Source organism: Streptomyces sp. CNH189 (assembly GCF_000527195.1).
In genome coordinates, this window is record NZ_AZUS01000010.1 from 24,366 (window position 1) to 42,728 (window position 18,363).

At 72.3% G+C, this 18,363-nt stretch carries 15 protein-coding genes and 1 other RNA gene; 14 read left to right on the plus strand and 2 right to left on the minus strand.

Annotation, left to right across the window (positions count from 1 at the left end):
* Window positions 1-89: 89 nt before the first annotated feature.
* From B100_RS0115360 to B100_RS0115370, 3 genes are all read left to right on the plus strand, one after another.
* On the plus strand, window positions 90-1,328 hold the full coding sequence (locus B100_RS0115360; RefSeq protein WP_024885329.1) for a serine/threonine-protein kinase: 1,239 nt from the start codon (window positions 90-92) through the stop codon (window positions 1,326-1,328).
* A gap of 369 nt (window positions 1,329-1,697) precedes the next feature.
* Entirely contained in the window at window positions 1,698-2,804 is a 1,107-nt protein-coding gene (gene prfB, locus B100_RS0115365) for a peptide chain release factor 2 (RefSeq protein WP_024885330.1), read from the plus strand.
* A 307-nt stretch (window positions 2,805-3,111) separates the two neighbouring features.
* Complete coding sequence (locus tag B100_RS0115370; protein WP_024885331.1) at window positions 3,112-3,720, plus strand: PT domain-containing protein; 609 nt, start codon at window positions 3,112-3,114, stop codon at window positions 3,718-3,720.
* Between the two features lie 97 nt (window positions 3,721-3,817).
* Here B100_RS0115370 and B100_RS0115375 read toward each other — a convergent pair whose 3' ends face one another.
* Entirely contained in the window at window positions 3,818-4,012 is a 195-nt protein-coding gene (locus tag B100_RS0115375; protein WP_024885332.1) for a hypothetical protein, read from the minus strand.
* A 334-nt stretch (window positions 4,013-4,346) separates the two neighbouring features.
* Here B100_RS0115375 and ftsE point away from each other — a divergent pair, with 334 nt between their 5' ends.
* The 6 genes from ftsE to B100_RS0115400 all read left to right on the plus strand — a co-directional run bounded on the left by ftsE (window position 4,347) and on the right by B100_RS0115400 (window position 9,384).
* Complete coding sequence (gene ftsE / locus B100_RS0115380) at window positions 4,347-5,036, plus strand: cell division ATP-binding protein FtsE (RefSeq protein ID WP_006132401.1); 690 nt, start codon at window positions 4,347-4,349, stop codon at window positions 5,034-5,036.
* A gap of 29 nt (window positions 5,037-5,065) precedes the next feature.
* Window positions 5,066-5,983, plus strand: coding sequence for a permease-like cell division protein FtsX (gene ftsX, locus B100_RS0115385; RefSeq protein WP_024885333.1), 918 nt, complete (start codon window positions 5,066-5,068; stop codon window positions 5,981-5,983).
* 67 nt (window positions 5,984-6,050) lie between these two features.
* Entirely contained in the window at window positions 6,051-7,211 is a 1,161-nt protein-coding gene (locus B100_RS0115390; RefSeq protein ID WP_199785253.1) for a S41 family peptidase, read from the plus strand.
* Between the two features lie 60 nt (window positions 7,212-7,271).
* Window positions 7,272-7,751, plus strand: coding sequence for an SsrA-binding protein SmpB (gene smpB, locus B100_RS0115395; protein WP_024885335.1), 480 nt, complete (start codon window positions 7,272-7,274; stop codon window positions 7,749-7,751).
* Window positions 7,752-7,868: 117 nt separating this feature from the next.
* Window positions 7,869-8,272: a transfer-messenger RNA gene (gene ssrA, locus B100_RS35045) on the plus strand.
* 131 nt (window positions 8,273-8,403) lie between these two features.
* Window positions 8,404-9,384 (plus strand): extracellular catalytic domain type 1 short-chain-length polyhydroxyalkanoate depolymerase, encoded by a 981-nt coding sequence (locus B100_RS0115400; protein WP_199785254.1) that lies wholly within the window; start codon window positions 8,404-8,406, stop codon window positions 9,382-9,384.
* Between the two features lie 338 nt (window positions 9,385-9,722).
* Here the strand turns inward: B100_RS0115400 and B100_RS0115405 are convergent, their stop codons facing one another.
* Window positions 9,723-11,027 (minus strand): MFS transporter, encoded by a 1,305-nt coding sequence (locus B100_RS0115405; RefSeq protein WP_024885337.1) that lies wholly within the window; start codon window positions 11,025-11,027, stop codon window positions 9,723-9,725.
* An 83-nt stretch (window positions 11,028-11,110) separates the two neighbouring features.
* Between B100_RS0115405 and B100_RS0115410 the strand changes: the two genes are divergently transcribed.
* The 5 genes from B100_RS0115410 to B100_RS0115430 all read left to right on the plus strand — a co-directional run bounded on the left by B100_RS0115410 (window position 11,111) and on the right by B100_RS0115430 (window position 18,177).
* Window positions 11,111-12,094 carry a LysR family transcriptional regulator gene (locus B100_RS0115410; protein ID WP_024885338.1) on the plus strand — a complete coding sequence of 328 codons (984 nt, stop codon included), beginning with the start codon at window positions 11,111-11,113 and terminating at the stop codon, window positions 12,092-12,094.
* Between the two features lie 313 nt (window positions 12,095-12,407).
* Window positions 12,408-13,622, plus strand: a complete 1,215-nt coding sequence (locus tag B100_RS36465; RefSeq protein WP_024885339.1) for a hypothetical protein — start codon at window positions 12,408-12,410, stop codon at window positions 13,620-13,622.
* Entirely contained in the window at window positions 13,622-15,820 is a 2,199-nt protein-coding gene (locus B100_RS0115420) for a bifunctional polysaccharide deacetylase/glycosyltransferase family 2 protein (RefSeq protein WP_024885340.1), read from the plus strand. The genes B100_RS36465 and B100_RS0115420 overlap by 1 nt, the downstream gene beginning before the upstream one ends.
* On the plus strand, window positions 15,817-17,160 hold the full coding sequence (locus B100_RS0115425; RefSeq protein WP_024885341.1) for an acyltransferase family protein: 1,344 nt from the start codon (window positions 15,817-15,819) through the stop codon (window positions 17,158-17,160). The genes B100_RS0115420 and B100_RS0115425 overlap by 4 nt, the downstream gene beginning before the upstream one ends.
* Before the next feature lie 99 nt (window positions 17,161-17,259).
* Window positions 17,260-18,177, plus strand: coding sequence for a membrane protein (locus B100_RS0115430; RefSeq protein ID WP_024885342.1), 918 nt, complete (start codon window positions 17,260-17,262; stop codon window positions 18,175-18,177).
* The last annotated feature ends 186 nt before the right edge of the window (window positions 18,178-18,363 follow it).

The following is an 18,363-nucleotide window of genomic DNA, read 5'->3' on the forward strand; positions in this document are numbered from 1 at the left end:
ACACCTGGGGGCCGATTTCCGGGTCTCCGGTGAAGGTCACCTGTCCGGACGCGTAGCTTTGGCGACAACACGCGTCGGTAGGAGCAGTCTTGGCACGGAGAATCGGCAGCCGGTACACCGCCCATCAGATCCTCGGGCGGGGCAGCGCCGGCACGGTGTGGCTGGGCGAGGGCCCCGAGGGGCCCGTGGCCATCAAGCTGCTGCGTGAGGATCTCTCCTCGGACCAGGAGCTCGTCGGCCGCTTCGTGCAGGAGCGGACGGCGCTGCTCGGTCTGGAGCATCCGCACGTGGTGTCCGTGCGGGACCTGGTGGTCGACGGCAACGACCTCGCGCTGGCCATGGACCTGGTCCGGGGCACGGACCTGCGCACCCGGCTGGACCGGGAGCGCAGGCTGGCCCCCGAGGCGGCGGTGGCGATCGTCGCCGACGTCGCGGAGGGGCTGGCGGCGGCCCACGCGGCCGGGGTGGTGCACCGGGACGTCAAGCCGGAGAACGTGCTGCTCGACATGCAGGGCCCGCTCGGCCCCGGTGGCTCGCACCGCGCCCTGCTCACCGACTTCGGTGTGGCCAAGCTCATCGACACCCCGCGCCGCACCCGGGCCACCAAGATCATCGGCACGCCGGACTACCTGGCCCCGGAGATCGTCGAGGGCCTCCCGCCGCGCGCGTCCGTCGACATCTACGCCCTCGCGACGGTCCTGTACGAGCTGCTCGCGGGCTTCACGCCGTTCGGCGGCGGCCACCCGGGGGCCGTGCTGCGCCGCCACGTCACCGAGACGGTCGTCCCGCTGCCCGGCATCCCGGACGAGCTGTGGCAGCTCCTCGTGCAGTGCCTGGCGAAGGCCCCGGCGTCCCGGCTGCGCGCCTCCGAGCTGGCCGCCCGGCTCCGGGAGCTGCTGCCGCTGCTGGCCGGGATGCCGCCGCTGGACGTGGACGAGCCGGACACCGAGGCGGCGGAGGAGGCCGCGGAGGAGCTGTCCGGCGCCGCCCCGGTGACCGGCCGGCCGGTACGCCGCCGGGGCGCGGTCCCGCTGGTGCCGGGCGCGAAGCCGTCCGACTCCAACCGCGACACGCACACGTCGATGCGGGTGCCGGCGCCCGACGAGCTGGCCGGGGGAGCCCACGGCACGGCCCGGGCCCCCCGCGCGGCCGGCGCCCCCCGCCCCGGCTCCGCCCGCAACCGCGCGGTCACCCGCCGACGCCGCCTGGTGGTGGCGGTGGCGGCGCTGATCCTGACGGCCGCCGGAGTAGGCACCTACCTGGCCACCTCGAACGACACCACCCCCCCACCCCCCGACACCCAGACTTCGGCCCCGGCCGTCCCGTAGCCCTCCAGGGGCGCGGGGAACTGCGCAACGGGGGTCCGGGGGCAGAGCCCCCGAAACGTGAGGGCAAGGGGCGGCACCCCGCCCGCCCCCGCCCGCTCCTGTGACGCAGGTGAGGTGACTCCCCCCCCAGGGGCGCGGGGAACCGCGCAACCGGGGTCCGGGGGCGGAGCCCCGAAACGGGAGAACGACGGGCGGTACCCCTCCCGGCACGCCTCCGCCCGCCCCCAGCCACGCGGAGGAGGCGACTCCCCCAAGGGGCGCGGGAAACCGCGAACGGGTCCCCAGGGGCCGAGCCCCCGGAAGACGGGCGGGAGCCGGGCGCCCCCCGCCCGGCATGGCCCACGGCGGGAAACCGTTACGCTGGAGGGCGTGGCAGTCGTCGATGTATCCGAAGAGCTCAAGTCCCTCTCCTCGACCATGGAGTCGATCGAGGCCGTCCTGGACCTCGACAAGCTGAGGGCAGACATCGCCGTGCTCGAGGAGCAGGCGGCCGCGCCGTCCCTGTGGGACAACCCGGACGAGGCGCAGAAGATCACCAGCAAGCTCTCCCACCTCCAGGCGGAGGTACGGAAGGCCGAGACGCTGCGCGGCCGGATCGACGATCTCGCCGTGCTCTTCGAGATGGCCGAGGAGGAGGACGACCCGGACACCCGCGAGGAGGCCGAGTCGGAGCTCGCGTCGGTCAAGAAGGCGCTCGACGAGATGGAGGTCCGTACCCTCCTCAGCGGCGAGTACGACTCCCGCGAGGCGCTGGTCAACATCCGCGCCGAGGCCGGCGGCGTCGACGCCGCCGACTTCGCCGAGAAGCTGCAGCGCATGTACCTGCGCTGGGCCGAGCAGCACGGCTACAAGACCGAGCTGATCGAGACCTCGTACGCGGAGGAGGCCGGCATCAAGTCGACCACCTTCTCCGTGCAGTCGCCCTACGCCTACGGCACCCTCTCCGTCGAGCAGGGCACGCACCGCCTGGTGCGCATCTCCCCGTTCGACAACCAGGGCCGCCGCCAGACCTCGTTCGCGGGCGTCGAGGTGCTCCCCGTGGTCGAGCAGACCGACCACATCGAGATCGACGAGTCCGAACTGCGCGTGGACGTGTACCGGTCCTCCGGGCCCGGCGGACAGGGCGTCAACACCACCGACTCGGCGGTGCGCCTGACCCACCTCCCCACCGGCATCGTCGTCTCCTGCCAGAACGAGCGCTCGCAGATCCAGAACAAGGCGACCGCGATGAACGTGCTCCAGGCCAAGCTGCTGGAGCGGCGCCGCCAGGAGGAGCAGGCCAAGATGGACGCCCTCAAGGGCGACGGCGGCAACTCCTGGGGCAACCAGATGCGTTCGTACGTGCTGCACCCGTACCAGATGGTCAAGGACCTGCGCACGGAGCACGAGGTCGGCAACCCCGAGGCCGTGTTCAACGGCGAGATCGACGGCTTCCTGGAGGCCGGAATTCGCTGGCGCAAGCAGCGGGAGAAGTAACCCCTCCACCGAACACCGATTTGTCGACAAGGCAACTGCCGCTGAATGAGCGGCAGTTGCCTTGTCGTGTCGGGGATGTCCGGGATTTACATCACACTCACAGGTTCCGTGTCTCGCAAAGCGTGCGGAGTCGGACATCGCGGTCGCAACGGCCTTGACGTTCTTTTGGAAAGTGGGAAGGGTGAAGCGTGGCATGCGCATTTCTGGGGCGCATGTGAACCGGGGGGCGTTTCAGCACAGTTACCTCCGTTGATCACGGCCCCGGGCGCCGCCTCACTGACGATGAGCTACTGGGGGTAGCAACCACATGACCAAGAAGACGCGGATCCGTGTCGCACGCATCGCGGCCGGTGCCGTGATAGCGGCCGGTGCCTCGCTGACGGCGGCCGGCGCCGCCTCCGCCCTCGAGATCGGCGTGAGCGCCGAGGCGAACGACGCGGGCCTCGGCCTCGGTATCGGCCTGAGCGCCGGCGAGGACGACCCCACCGAGCCGGAGGAGCCGCCCACCGAGGTTCCGACCACGCCGGAGGAGCCCACCGAGGTCCCGACCACCCCGGAGGAGCCCACCGAGGACCCGACCGAGGACCCCACGGAGGACCCGACCGAAGACCCGACCGAGAACCCCACAGAGGACCCGACCGAGGAGCCCACCGAGGCGCCCTCCGAGTCCGCCCCCGGCGGCGGCCTCGACCCCGACGGTGGTGCCTCGCCGCAGGAGGAGGGTTCCTCCTCCCTGACCGACACCGGCGAGGAGGCCCCGGCCGCCTCGGCGCAGGGCAGCGGCAAGGAGCTCGCCGAGACCGGTGCCGCCGAGACCACCTTCCTGGTGATCGGTGCCGCCACGATGATCGCCGGCGGTATCGGTTTCCGGGTGCTCCCGCGCCTGATGACCGGCCGCGGCGGCGCCGCCGCCTGACGGTGGCCGCGCGCGTACGCACCGTACGCACGACATGAGACGAGGGCCCGGAGCGCCAGTGCGCTCCGGGCCCTCGGCCGTGTCCTGTGCCTCCGGGTCAGACGGTCTGGTGGGCGAGCAGCGCCACCGCCGCGATCAGTACCGCCAGCAGGGCGATCAGTGTCATCGGGTTCAGCCCCGCGAAGAAGTTGTTCTCCTGTTGCAGCCGCTCGCGGTTCGCACGGCACACGGGGCACCGGCCCTCGCTCACGGGCGCGGCGCAGTTCGCGCACACCAGCCGGTCGTACGTCATGCGCTCGCCCTCCTCGCACCGGTTCCTGGGGTTCAACGCCCACCACCGCGTGAACGTTCCCCTTCCACTGTGCCAGGTTCCCGCGGAAGCTGCGCCGGGTCGCTCCCGGAGAGGACGGTTCATGAGGATGCGCGGCTGCGGCGCCGTCGGGGTTGCTCGCGCCCGCGCGGCGGAGCCGCACATGTCACAGCCCCGCGCCCCTGGGGATGCTGCCCTCACCCGGCACCGGAACAAAAGGGCGCAAGTCCTGCGCAACCCCTGCCGGTGCCTGCGCGGGCCTCCCCGGGTCGCGTAAGGTCACGCTCATCTACCCCCGGCTACCCGTGGTGCATCCGTGATCCGATTCGACAACGTGTCCAAGGTCTACCCCAAGCAGACCCGCCCAGCCCTCCGGGACGTCTCCCTGGAGGTCGAGAAGGGCGAGTTCGTGTTCCTCGTCGGGTCCTCCGGCTCCGGAAAGTCCACCTTCCTGCGGCTCGTCCTCCGCGAGGAGCGGGCCAGCCACGGTCAGGTGCACGTCCTCGGCAAGGATCTCGCCCGCGTCTCCAACTGGAAGGTGCCGCAGATCCGGCGCCAGCTGGGGACCGTGTTCCAGGACTTCCGCCTGCTGCCGAACAAGACGGTCGCGGAGAACGTCGCCTTCGCGCAGGAGGTCATCGGCAAGTCGCGCGGTGAGATCCGCAAGTCCGTGCCGCAGGTGCTCGACCTCGTCGGGCTCGGCGGCAAGGAGGACCGCATGCCGGGCGAACTCTCCGGCGGTGAGCAGCAGCGCGTCGCCATCGCGCGGGCCTTCGTCAACCGGCCCAAGCTGCTGATCTGCGACGAGCCCACCGGCAACCTCGACCCGCAGACCTCCGTCGGCATCATGAAGCTGCTCGACCGGATCAACCGGACGGGCACCACCGTGGTGATGGCGACGCACGACCAGAACATCGTGGACCAGATGCGCAAGCGCGTCATCGAGCTGGAGAAGGGCCGTCTCGTGCGCGACCAGGCACGCGGCGTCTACGGCTACCAGCACTGACGCTCCACGGAAAGGCTTGATCAGACGCCATGCGCGCCCAGTTCGTCCTGTCGGAGATCGGCGTCGGTCTCCGCCGCAACCTGACGATGACCTTCGCCGTCGTCGTCTCCGTCGCCCTGTCGCTCGCCCTGTTCGGTGGTTCACTCCTGATGAACGACCAGGTGAACACCATGAAGGGCTACTGGTACGACAAGGTCAACGTCTCCATCTTCCTCTGCAACAAGAGCGACGCCGAGTCCGACCCCAACTGCGCCAAGGGCGCGGTGACCGACGACCAGAAGACCCAGATCAAGACCGACCTGGAGAAGATGTCGGTCGTCGACACGGTGTCGTACGAGTCGCAGGACGAGGCGTACAAGCACTACAAGGAGCAGTTCGGCGACTCGCCGCTGGCCAGCTCCCTCACGCCCGACCAGATGCAGGAGTCCTACCGCATCAAGCTGAAGGACCCGGAGAAGTACCAGGTCATCGCGACCGCCTTCGACGGGCGGGACGGCGTGCAGTCGGTGCAGGACCAGAAGGGGCTGCTGGACAACCTCTTCGGGCTGCTCGAGGGCATGAACATCGCCGCGCTCGCGATGATGGCGCTGATGCTGGTCGTCGCCCTGATGCTGATCGTGAACACGGTCCGGGTGTCCGCGTTCAGCCGCCGGCGCGAGACGGGGATCATGCGTCTGGTGGGCGCCTCCGGCTTCTACATCCAGGCGCCGTTCATCATGGAGGCCGCGGTCGCCGGCCTCATCGGCGGCACCCTGGCGTGCTCCTTCCTGCTGCTGGGCCGGTACTTCATCATCGACCACGGACTCGCCCTGTCGGAGAAGCTGAGCCTGATCAACTTCATCGGCTGGGACGCCGTCCTGACGAAGCTTCCGCTCATCCTCGCGACAAGTCTGCTGATGCCGGCGTTGGCCGCGTTCTTCGCGCTGCGCAAGTATCTGAAGGTGTGACTCTTGCCAACAGGGGCGCGCGGCCAACCGGCCGTGCGCCCCTTCGCGTTGTCCTAGACTCACCGGCATGTCAGGTCGTGACCCGTTCTGTCGGCACCGCAGCGTCCGCCGCGGCGCCGCCCTGACCTTGGTGTTCGCGAGCGTCCTTGTCGCCGGCGCGGCCACGGGCAGCCTCCCCGGCACCGACCGCCGGGACGCCGCGGACGGCGCCGCGCGGTCCGCGCCCGTCGGGCACCACGCCGAGGTCGCCCGGGCGGCCGAGGAGGCCGCCGCCCACGGGGCCTCCCCCCTGGAGGCCGCGGAGCGCGCCGTCAGCCGCAGCGGGGACCGCTGGGCCGCCGTCTACTCCCCGGACGAGTACGAGGAGTTCGAGGACACCCTCGACGGCGCCTACACCGGCGTCGGCCTGTGGGCGCGCGAGAGGAACGGGCAGATCGAGGTGACCCGGGTCGGCAGCGGCACGCCCGCCGCCGGGGCGGGCATCCGCCCGGGCGACCGGCTGCGCAGTGTCGACGGCGAGAAGGTCGACGGCCGGCCCGTCACGGAGGTCGTCTCCTTGCTGCGAGGCGACACCGGGGGGAAGAGCACCGGCACCACCGTCCGGCTCGGCCTGGAGCGTGGCACGCGCGCGTGGAGCGAGACCCTGCGGCGCGCCCGGGTTTCCCGGGACACGGTCACCGTCCGCTCCCTCGCCTCCCGGGTCAGGGTCATCGAGGTCGGCGCCTTCACCAGGGGCTCGGGGGAGCGGGTCCGCTCCGCCGTGCGCGAGGCACCCGCGGGCGCCGGCATCGTCCTGGACCTGCGGGGCAACCCCGGCGGTCTGGTCGCCGAGGCGGTCACGGCGGCCTCCGCCTTCCTCGACGGCGGGCTGGTCGCCACCTACGACGTCGACGGCGAGCAGCGCGCCCTGCACGCCGAGCCCGGCGGCGACACCACCCGACCCCTGGTCGCGCTGGTCGACGGGGGGACGATGAGCGCGGCCGAGCTCCTCACCGGAGCCCTGCAGGACCGAGGCCGGGCGGTCGTGGTCGGCTCCCGCACCTTCGGCAAGGGCTCGGTGCAGATGCCGACCCCGCTCCCCGACGGCTCCGTCGCCGAACTGACCGTCGGCCACTACCGCACCCCCTCCGGGCGGGGTGTCGACGGCGAGGGCCTCACCCCCGACCTGGAGGCCGACGAGCAGGCGCTTCAGCGGGCCGAGACGGTGCTCGGCGGACTCGGGCAGTAGCCCGGCGGCGATAATCGGCTTCCCCCGGGCCCCCTCCGTAGTGCGAAAATGGGCGGCACTATGGCTAAGGAAAAAGGGCGCAAGCTGATCGCGCAGAACAAGAAGGCGCGGCACGACTACCTCATCATCGACACCTACGAGGCGGGCCTGGTCCTCACCGGCACCGAGGTGAAGTCCCTGCGCCAGGGCCGGGCGTCGCTGGTGGACGGCTTCGTCCAGCTGGACGGCAACGAGGCGTGGCTGCACAACGTGCACGTGCCGGAGTACAGCCAGGGCACCTGGACCAACCACACCGCGCGGCGCAAGCGCAAGCTGCTGCTGCACCGCGAGGAGATCGACAAGCTGGAGGCCAAGTCCCAGGAGACGGGCCACACCATCGTGCCGCTCGCCCTGTACTTCAAGGACGGCCGGGCGAAGGTCGAGATCGCGCTCGCCAAGGGCAAGAAGGAGTACGACAAGCGGCAGACGCTGCGTGAGAAGCAGGACCGCCGCGAGACCGAGCGGGCCATCTCCGCGGTCCGCCGCAAGCAGCGGGCCTGAGGGCCGGCGGCTGCGCGGGAATAGGCTGGCATCGACCCGCGTTGGTCACGTACGATGGCACTGCACCTCACAGCGGGTGCGCGCCCCCTCCTCCGGGAGGGTTTGAAAAAACAACATGGGGATGATCGGTTTCGACAGCGGCTGTCGAAGCAGGGGAAGCGTGTCGAGGAAGCGGCCATGATCTCGTAAACCACAGGCCGAAAAAAATAATCGCCAATTCCAAGCGATCCATCTCCCAGGGCGAGCTCGCCCTCGCTGCCTGATCTTCAGGTAGCGAGCAGCGGCTCCCCCACTTAAGGGAGTGTCAGCCCGGGGGTGTTCCCGACCCGGATCCTGGCATCAGCTAGGGAACTAAACCTTGATCCCGGTCACGGGGTGAAGAGGGAAACCACACAGTGACTGGGCCCGTCGGAGACTTGTCGGCGTGATCTCCGGGGCCGAGAAAAGCACAGCCGACTGCACACGGAGAAGCCCTGGTTCCGCACCGTTGGACGCGGGTTCGATTCCCGCCATCTCCACTTACCCCATGTGGGCACAGGCCCCGTCGCGGCAAGCGGCGGGGCCTTTGTCATGCGCCCACATGAGCGCACCCCGGGGATGTGGGGTCCGCGCCCATATCGGAGGGTGGTTCACGCTTCTACCTTCGCTCTCCATGACACAGACCAGAGCCGCACTGCGCCCCACCGTGCTGACGGCCCTCCTGGCCGCCCTCCTCTCCGTCCTGCTCGCCCCCGCGCCCGCCTCCGCCGCCTCCCTCCAGGAGGTCACCGGCTTCGGCAGCAACCCGGGCGCCCTGAAGATGTACCGCTACGTCCCCGACGGGCTGCCCGCCGGCCGCCCCGTGGTCGTCGCCCTGCACGGCTGCACCCAGAACGCCGCCGGGTACGCCTCCGGCACCGGCTGGACGGCGCTCGCCGACCGCTGGGGCTTCTCCGTCGTCCTGCCGCAGCAGCAGAGCGGCAACAACCTCACCCAGTGCTTCAACTGGTTCGAGCCCGCCGACATCCGGCGCGGCCAGGGGGAGGCCGCCTCGGTGGCCCAGATGGTCGACCGGCAGCTCGCCGACGTCTCCGGCGACCCGTCCCGCGTCTACGTCACCGGCCTGTCCGCCGGCGGCGGGATGACCGCCGTGATGATGGCCGCCTACCCGGAGAAGTTCGCCGCGGGCGGGATCGTCGCCGGGCTGCCGTACGGCTGCGCGCAGGCCGCCGGGTCGCCCTTCGTGTGCATGTACGTCGGGGCCACGCAGACCCCGGCGCAGTGGGGCGACCGGGTGCGGGCCGCGCGGCCCGGGTACACCGGCCCCTGGCCCGCCCTCACGGTGTTCCACGGCACGGCCGACTACACGGTGCGGCCGGCCAACATGACCGGCCTGGTGGACCAGTGGACCGACGTGCAGGGCGCCGACCGCACCGCCGACGTCAGCGACACCGTCGCCGGGCACCCGCACCGCGTCTACCGCGGCCCCGGCGGGAACGCGGTCGTGGAGACGTATGGTCTCACCGGCATGGGACACGGCCAGCCGGTCGACCCCGGGAGCGGGGAGACGCAGTGCGGGGCGGCCGGGGCGTACTTCCTGGACGTGAACCTGTGCGCCGCCCACCGGCTGGGGAAGGCCTGGGGCCTGGGCTGACCGGGCTCCCGGCGCCCGCGCGGTGCCGTGCTCGCCCGCTCCGTCGGCCGGGGCGGCAGCAGGGGGGTGCCCGGTACGGCGGCTTCCGAGAGCTTCCGCACCGGCAGCCGCACCACGCGGGTGCCCAGCTCCGCCGCCGTCCCGGTCACCGAGGCGACCGGGACGCGGGCCGCCGCCGCGAGCGGGGCCGGGTGCCGCGCGACCTGCCCGCGCGGCAGCCGTTCCGCCACGGCGCGGGCGGCGCCCCGCCAGGTGCCGCACGGCGGCACCGGCCGGGGCGAGCCCGTGCCGGCCGGCGGCCGCGGTGAAGCCCGCCAGGTGTGGCGGACCTGTGGCCGTCAAGGGGACGGGCGGAGTTCACTCGTGCGGTGCGACGAGGCGAACCAGCGCAGTGCTCCGGCGGCCAGGAAGGCGGTCAGCGCCGCCGCCGCGGGCACGACGTAGCCGGTGGTGGCCGAGACGTGCTCGACGACCCAGCCGCCCGCCGCGCTGCCGCCGGCGATCCCGCCCAGCAGCCCGGTGACCGCGAGCGTCATGCCCTCGTTCAGCCGCCCCTCGGGGGTGTGCTCCTGCACCAGCGTCATGGTGGTCACCATCGTCGGGGCGGTGGCCATCCCCGCGACCAGCAGCGCCCCCGCCAGGACCAGCAGCGAGCCGGTGAGGCCGGCGGCGAGCAGCGGGAGGGTCATCAGCGCGGCCATCGCGGCCAGGCACCACACCAGCCGGGACCGCGCGGGCCCGGCGGGGCGCACCGCCCCGTACAGCAGACCCGCCGCGCAGGAGCCGGCCGCCTGGAGCGCGAGCACCGCGCCGGCCGCCGCACGGTGCCCCTGCCCGTCCGCGAACGCGATCGTCACCACCTCCATGGAGCCGAACACCGCGCCGGTCGCCAGGCAGATCAGCAGCAGGGGGCGTATGCCGGGGGCCCGCAGGGGTGCCCGGCCCGCGGTACGCCGGACGGCCGGCGGCTCCGTCGAGCGCTGCGCGGTGAACAGCGCGACGCCCGTCAGCAGCAGCACCGCGCCCACCAGCGTCCCCGCCTCCGGGAAGAACGTCCCGCACAGCACGGCCGCGAGCACCGGGCCGAGCATGAAGCACAGCTCGTCGGCGGCCTGCTCGAAGGAGTTCGCGGTGTGCAGCTCCTCGGGTCCGCCCTTCAGCAGGTGCGCCCAGCGGGCCCGGGACATGCCCCCGGTGTTCGGGGTGGTGGCGGTCGCGGCGTAGGAGGCGAACAGCGTCCAGTCGGGGGCGTCCCGGCGTACGCAGAGCACCAGCGCGAGCGAGCCCAGCACGGCGAACAGTGTGGCCGGCAGGGCCACCCGGGCCTGCCCGTACCGGTCCACCAGGCGTGCCGTCCAGGGGGCGACCACCGCCGTGGCCGCGAGACCGGTCGCGGTGACGGCGCCGGCCAGGGCGTAGGACCCGCGGCTTCCGGCGATCATCACGATCGCGCTGACGCCGAACATGCCCATCGGCAGCCGGGCGATCAGGTTGCCGGCGGTGAAGGCGCGGGTGCCGGGCAGGGCGAACAGACGGCGGTACGGGCCGGGCTCGCGCCGGGCACGCGGGGCGAAGTCGACGGCGACGAGGGTGTCGGCGGTGACGGTGAACAGGCGGGTGTCCCGCGAGGTCGGCTGGGGCATGGCTCCACCGTCGTCCCCGGCACTCCGCCCGGTCCAACACCTTCTCGGTGCCGATTCACGCACTGGTGTTGTAGGTTCGCCGGATGCCCGCCCCCGCCGCCGTCGATCCCCGGCTCCTGCGCGCCTTCGTCACCGTCGCCGAGGAGCTGCACTTCACCCGGGCCGCCGCGCGCCTGTACATCGCCCAGCAGGCGCTCAGCCGGGACGTACGGCGCCTGGAGCGGGAACTGGGCTGCGAGTTGTTCGTCCGCAGCACCCGCCGGGTGACACTCACCGCCGACGGCGAACGCCTGCTGCCGTACGCCCGCGCGGTGCTCCAGGCGCAGGACGACCTGCTCGCCGCCGCCGGACGGAGCCGCCCGCTGCTGGTGGACCTCAACTCGCCGGGTCTGGAGACCCACCGCGAGGTGCTGCACCGGGCCCGGGAGCGCGCCGCGGGTCACGAACTGATGGCCCGCTACGAGAGCGGACTGACCTGGGCGGCCGGCGAGCTGCTCGCGGGACGGATCGACGTGTCGTTCGGCCGGTTCGCGGGGCTGGCCCCCGCGCTGCGCACCGGGCTGGAGCAGCAGCCCGTGCGCTACGAGCCGATGGCCGTGGTGCTGCCCGAGGACCACGCGCTGGCGGCGCTGCCCGAGGTGCCGCTGGCCGCGCTGGCGGGTGAGACGGTGTACGCGGGTGCGGGCAACCCCCGTACCCCGGAGTGGACGGACCTGGCACGCCTGCTGTTCGACGGGCGGGGGATCACGCTCGCACCGCCCGCGCCGTTGGCCGTGGGGGAGGAGGAGTTCCGGCGGATCATGGCCCGGACGCGGAATCCGATCCTCGCGGTGGTGAGTTTTCCGCCACTTCCCGGAACGGTTTCGCGGCCCCTGGTGGAGCCGGTGCCGCTTTCACCGGTGTCGCTCGTGTGGCGAAAAGGAATGATCCATCCCGCTTTGACCGAACTGTGTCGTTCCGCGGCTGAAGTCGCAGTCGAACGTGGCTGGTTGCGACGCCCCGAGGACTCCTGGCTGCCCGAAAACGACGCCGCTGTCATGGGAGCGCACCCAATGTCTCGCTGCTGACACAAAAGGTCTCCCTGCAAACACACAACCTCCGCGTGCGCTACATTCGATGCTTCGAGCACGGTGTGATAAACGGGGCGCTCGGAGCGGGTGGGGGCCCGGTCCGCCGACGGGTGCTCGGGTCGTACGCGCGCCGATGGTTCCGTTTGGGGGGAAGTGCGAGCGCGTGGACAAGTGGCGAGAAGACGCCCAACCGGGGCGGCCGCAATCGGCGGACGCCGCGCGGCAGTTCGCGGAAGGGGACGAGGACGCCCGTGAGACACGGGTGCTCCCCCTGGCGGAACGACCTGCCGAGCCCGGCGTGAGAGACGGCGTGGACAGCCTCCGCGCCGGTTCCGGTTCCCTGGACGAGCGCTGGGCCCGCCTCGGCGTGTTCCCGTCCGGGAACGGCATGGACGACGACCGGACGCAGATACTGCCCCCGTCCGCGACCGACGACAGGACCCAGATGCTGCCCCCGTCCGGCACCGACGACAGGACCCAGGTGCTGCCCGGGACGGGCGGCCGGCCCACGCCGTCCGGCGGCGGGGACGGCTTCAGCGCCTTCGGCAAGGCACCCGCGCCCGCAGAGCGCCGGTCCGAGGGCGGCGGGGACGGTTTCAGCGCCTTCCGGAAGACGCCTCCGCCCGCCGAGCGCCGGGCCGACGACGCCTACGACTCCGAGCGCACCACCGCCCTGCGCGTCCCCCGCCCGCCGGCCCCGTCCGCCGGGCCCACGGTCCCCGCGGACACCGGCACCACCGTCCGCGACCCGTGGCAGGAGGACACCGGCGCCGACGCCACCCACGACCCGCACGAGGTGACGGTCCAGCTCGACGCCGTGCAGATCGGTGCCGGCGGTGTGCTGAGCCGGACACCCGGTGCGGGCGCGGCCCCCGAGGCGGCCCCCGTCTTCGTCGACGAGTCGGGCCGCCGCAACCGGCTCTACCGCCGCATCGGCCTGGCCGTCGGCCTCGCCTGCGCGGGCTACGCCGTCGTCATGGTCGCCACCCTGCTGTCCGGCAACTCCGACGCCCCCTGGATGCCCGTCCCGGGGCAGGAGGGCAAGCCGGCCGAGCAGGTCGAGACCACGCCGAAGCCCTCGGCGGCCGACCCCACGCCCAGCGCCGGCACCAGCCTCCAGCCGGGCAGCGGCGCCCCGAGCCTCGGCGCCTCCGACGTGCCCACGCCCGGCGTCTCCGCCCCCGTGGCGGGCGGCACCGGCGGCACGGTGAAGCAGCCGGACGGCGGCGCCCCGGCGACCACGCCGGCCGGACGCGCCAGCTCCCAGCCGGCCACCGGCGGCACCGGCGGCGGAGCCACCACCGACACTCCCCCGGCGGGCGGCGGCGGTACCACCACGCAGCCCTCCGACCCGGTCACCACGGAGGCACCTCCTCCCGACCCCACCGCCACCACGGGCGGCGGCGAGGCCGGCGGTACCGACAACCTCGCCGCTCCCCCCGCCGACCAGCCGGTCGCCGCCGAACCCGCCGCGGGCGCGGACGCCGCCCCCGCGGCCGCACCGTCCCCGGAGAACGTCCTCTGATGGCATCCCCGTCCCACCGCCGCCGGGCCGCCCGCCCGTCCCGGCGCGGCGCACTGCGCCGCCGTGTACCGCTGCGTCTGCTGCTCCCGCTGCTGGTCCTCGTCGCCCTCGCCGCCATGCTGATGCTGCGCGGCTACGTGCACAGCGAGATCCTCGCCGACCACCGGGTGCAGGACCCTGCCCCGACCACCCAGGTCCCCGAGGAGATACTCGAGGGCGGCCCGGTCATAGACGTCCGCAACGGCAAGGCCACGTCCCTGAGCGTGCCTGACCACCGGCTGGTGCTCACCTTCGACGACGGCCCGGACCCCACCTGGACGCCGAAGGTGCTCGACGTGCTGAAGAAGCACGACGCGCACGCCGTCTTCTTCGTCACCGGCACCATGGCCTCCCGCTACCCGGACCTCGTCCAGCGGATGGTGGACGAGGGCCACGAGATCGGCCTGCACACCTTCAACCACCCCGACCTGTCGCTGCAGTCCAAGAAGCGCATCGACTGGGAGCTGTCGCAGAACCAGCTCGCCCTCACCGGCGCGGCCGGTATCCGCACCTCGCTGTTCCGCCCGCCGTACTCCTCCTTCTCCGACGCCATGGACAACGCGTCCTGGCCGGTCACCGAGTACATCGGCAGCCGCGGCTACCTCACCGTCGTCAACAACACCGACAGCGAGGACTGGAAGCGGCCCGGCGTCGACGAGATCATCCGCCGCGCCACCCCGAAGAACGGCCAGGGCGCCATCGTCCTCATGCACGACTCCGGCGGTGACCGCAGCCAGACCGTGGCCGCGCTCGACACGTTCCTGCCCGGACTGAAGGACAAGGGCTACGAGTTCGACAACCTGACCGAGGCCCTGGACGCGCCCAGCGCGCACAGCCCGGTCGCCGGGCCCGACCTCTGGAAGGGCAAGGCCTGGATCTTCCTGGTGCAGGCCTCCGAGAAGATCACCGGCGTGCTGGTGGTCGGCCTGGCCGTCATCGGCACCCTGGTCATCGCCCGCTTCGTGCTGATGCTGCTGCTGTCCGGCGCCCACGCCCGCCGGGTGCGCCGCAAGGGCTTCCGCTGGGGCCCGACGATCACCGAACCGGTGACGGTGCTGGTCCCGGCGTACAACGAGGCCAAGTGCATCGAGAACACCGTCAACTCCCTGATGGCCAGCGATCACCCGATCGAGGTGCTGGTCATCGACGACGGGTCCACCGACGGCACCGCCCGCATCGTCGAGGCGATGGGCCTGCCCAACGTCCGGGTCATCCGCCAGCTCAACGCGGGCAAGCCCGCCGCCCTCAACCGGGGCCTGGCCAACGCCCGGTACGACATCGTCGTGATGATGGACGGCGACACGGTCTTCGAGCCGTCCACCGTCCGTGAACTCGTCCAGCCCTTCGGCGACCCGCGGGTCGGCGCCGTGGCCGGCAACGCGAAGGTCGGCAACAAGGACAGCCTCATCGGCGCCTGGCAGCACATCGAGTACGTGATGGGCTTCAACCTGGACCGCCGGATGTACGACATCCTGCGCTGCATGCCGACCATCCCGGGTGCCGTGGGCGCCTTCCGGAAGTCGGCGCTGGAGCCGATCGGCGGCATGAGCGAGGACACGCTCGCCGAGGACACCGACGTCACCATGGCGCTGCACCGCGCCGGCTGGCGCGTGGTCTACGCGGAGAACGCCCGCGCCTGGACCGAGGCCCCGGAGACCGTGCAGCAGCTGTGGTCGCAGCGCTACCGCTGGTCGTACGGCACCATGCAGGCCATCTGGAAGCACCGCCGGGCCCTCATCGACAAGGGTCCCTCGGGCCGCTTCGGCCGCGTGGGCCTGCCCTTCGTCTCCCTGTTCATGATCGTGGCCCCGCTGCTGGCCCCGCTGATCGACGTCTTCCTGCTCTACGGCCTGGTCTTCGGCCCGACCCAGCAGACGATCCTCGCGTGGCTGGGCGTGCTGGCCATCCAGGCGGTCTGCGCCGCGTACGCGTTCCGGCTGGACAAGGAACGCATGACCCATCTGATCTCGCTGCCGCTGCAGCAGATCCTCTACCGCCAGCTCATGTACGTCGTGCTGCTCCAGTCCTGGATCACCGCGCTCACCGGCGGCCGGCTGCGCTGGCAGAAGCTGCGCCGCACCGGTGTGGTGGGGGCGCCCGTGAACGGAGCCGTGCCGAGTGCGCAGGCGCCCAGCGACGACCGGAGGCCGGTGGCATGACCCACGGACACCCGACCGGCACCGGCCCGGTCCCGCAGGAACCGGCCGGCCCCTACGGCACGCCGTACGGCGGGCAGGCGGGCGTGGCGGCGCAGTCGCCGTACCCGTTCCCCCAGCAGCACGTCACCGAGCCGGCCGCGGAACGGGAACCGGAGCCCGCGGCGGTCCCGGCCCCGAAGAAGCCGGGCCGGGACCGGTATCTGGACCTGCTGCGGTCCATCGCCCTGGTCCGCGTCGTCGTCTACCACCTTTTCGGGTGGGCCTGGCTGACGGTGCTGTTCCCGTCGATGGGCGTGATGTTCGCGCTGGCGGGCTCGCTGATGGCGCGGTCCCTGAAGCGGCCCGCGTGGAGCGTGATCCGGTCGCGGGTCCGCCGCCTGCTGCCGCCGATGTGGATCTTCGCCGTTGTGGCGCTGACGCTGCTGTTCGCCAGCGGCTGGAACCCCGGCGACGACCCCGACCAGGGCGGTGGGTCCTGGGGCCTGGTGAAGCTGTTCAACTACCTCGTCCCGATCGGCGCCCCGCCGTACCCCGCCGAGGCCGGGGACCTGGGGCCGCTGACCGGTGGTACCTGGTCGGACGACGCGGTGGGCCCGCTGTGGTACCTGCGCGCCTACCTGTGGTTCGTTCTCGCCTCCCCGCTGCTGCTGTGGGCGTTCCGCAGGGCGCCCTGGCCGACGCTGCTCGCCCCGCTCGGCCTGACGGCCGTCGTCGGCTCCGGGCTGGTCACCATTCCCGGCGAGACCGGCAACGCGGTCACCGACTTCGCGGTCTACGGCTCCTGCTGGGTGCTGGGCTTCGCCCACCACGAGGGCATGCTCAAGCAGGTGCCGCGCTACATCTCGGTGTCCTGCGCGGCCCTGGTGATGGCGTTCGGACTGTGGTGGGCCTCGGGCCACCTCGGCGACGAGGGCTGGGACCTCAACAACATCCCGCTCGCGCAGGCCGCGTGGTCGTTCGGGTTCGTGGTGATCCTGCTCCAGTACTCGCCGTCGTGGCAGGAGCTGCCGGGACGGCTGGCCAACTGGGACAAGCTGGTGACCCTGTCCAACAACAGGGCCGTCACCATCTACCTGTGGCACAACCTGCTGATCGCGCTCACCTTCCCGATCGTCGACCTGCTGTACAAGCTGCCGTTCATGCAGAGCGAGCGGGGGGCGGAGGCCCTCAACAGCACGTACGAGCTGTGGGCGTTCGCGTTCGTGTGGCCGCTGATCGGCCTGGTGGTGTTCGCGACAGGCTGGGTCGAGGACCTCGCCGCGAAGCGCCGCCCGCGGCTCTGGCCGAACGGCGCGAAGGGCAAGCGCGCCGAGACCACCGGCCGGACGCGCCGCCGCTGATGTCACGGGTCGCCCCGGCCGCGCCTTTCGCGCCGGGGCGGCCCGTGCGAGACTGCCCTCTGTTGCTGAAGTGAACGGTGGGCCAGGGGGCGCAAGCGGATGAGCAAGCGGCAGACACAGAAGATGCTGCAGTTGATGGCGAGCGGGGAGCCGGTGGAGCTCACCAGTCCCATGGCATCCGTGAAGAAACTCGCCCGACTCGCCTTCGTCGCCCAGCAGTTCGGCTACGAGTACGCCGACGTCCGGCAGGGCGGCGGGAACAACAGCCAGCTGAAGATGCTGATCGTCCCCGACCCCAGCCCGCAGGCCCAGGCCCGCGCCGCGCAGAACTGGGCGCAGTACCCCAACGCCGGGGACGGGGTGTCCGTGCCGCCGCTCGTGCCGGACGCCTTCGAACTGCTCAAGGCGCGCATCAACTTCGACCTCACCGGCAAGAGCGCCGAGAAGCGGATGGGCTACGGCGCCCTCGGTGTCTCCATCGGCAGCGTCATCATCGCCTACCGGCTCGGCGGCACCTCGGACGACTTCGTCATCGCGGCCGTGATCTGGCTGGCCCTCATGGCGATCCTGGGCATCGGCTTCGTCGTCACCCGCAAGCGCAACGCCAAGTTCGCGGCGCGGCTCCAGGCGGCCGGCTTCGCCCCGGTGACCGACGAGACGGGCCGGGTGCGCTACCTGCCCCCGGGCGGTCAGATGCCGGGCCACGGCAACCCCTTCGGAGCCGGCCCCTACGGCCCGTACGGGGCGCAGGCCCAGGGTGCCCCGGCCCCGCAGCAGCCGGCTCCGGGCCACCCTCAGCAGCCCCCGGCGTACGGCCAGCCGTTCCCGCAGCAACAGCAGCCGGCCCCGGGCTACGCCCAGCAGCCTCCCGCCTACGGCCGGCCCGGTCCCTACGGCGGCCAACAGCCCGGCCCCTACGGCCAGCCCGGCCCGTACGGTGTCCCGCAGCAGGCGCCCGGCCCCTACGGGGCCCCGCAGCAGCAGCCCGGCCCCTACGGGCAGCCCCCGCAGCACTGACCCCCCGCAGCACTGACCCCTCACGGCGCCCCCGGTGACCGGTGACGGACACCTCTCACCCCGCCCCCGGCGGGGGTGAGAGCAACGTTCCCTGCCGGTCACCGCGTGCCACAGGCCGGAAACGCTCCCTGCCTACCTTCGGGACCAGCCCTCGCGGCACCGCCGCGCCCCGGAGAGCAGTGGAGG

Coding starts and splice junctions, on each gene's coding strand:
- B100_RS0115370 (WP_024885331.1), top strand. CDS start 3,112: ATGACCAAGAAGACGCGGATCCGTGTCGCACGCATCGCGGCCGGTGCC.
- B100_RS0115375 (WP_024885332.1), bottom strand. CDS start 4,012: ATGACGTACGACCGGCTGGTGTGCGCGAACTGCGCCGCGCCCGTGAGC.
- ftsX (WP_024885333.1), top strand. CDS start 5,066: ATGCGCGCCCAGTTCGTCCTGTCGGAGATCGGCGTCGGTCTCCGCCGC.
- B100_RS0115390 (WP_199785253.1), top strand. CDS start 6,051: ATGTCAGGTCGTGACCCGTTCTGTCGGCACCGCAGCGTCCGCCGCGGC.
- smpB (WP_024885335.1), top strand. CDS start 7,272: ATGGCTAAGGAAAAAGGGCGCAAGCTGATCGCGCAGAACAAGAAGGCG.
- B100_RS0115400 (WP_199785254.1), top strand. CDS start 8,404: ATGACACAGACCAGAGCCGCACTGCGCCCCACCGTGCTGACGGCCCTC.
- B100_RS0115405 (WP_024885337.1), bottom strand. CDS start 11,027: ATGCCCCAGCCGACCTCGCGGGACACCCGCCTGTTCACCGTCACCGCC.
- B100_RS0115410 (WP_024885338.1), top strand. CDS start 11,111: ATGCCCGCCCCCGCCGCCGTCGATCCCCGGCTCCTGCGCGCCTTCGTC.
- B100_RS0115420 (WP_024885340.1), top strand. CDS start 13,622: ATGGCATCCCCGTCCCACCGCCGCCGGGCCGCCCGCCCGTCCCGGCGC.
- B100_RS0115425 (WP_024885341.1), top strand. CDS start 15,817: ATGACCCACGGACACCCGACCGGCACCGGCCCGGTCCCGCAGGAACCG.
- B100_RS0115430 (WP_024885342.1), top strand. CDS start 17,260: ATGAGCAAGCGGCAGACACAGAAGATGCTGCAGTTGATGGCGAGCGGG.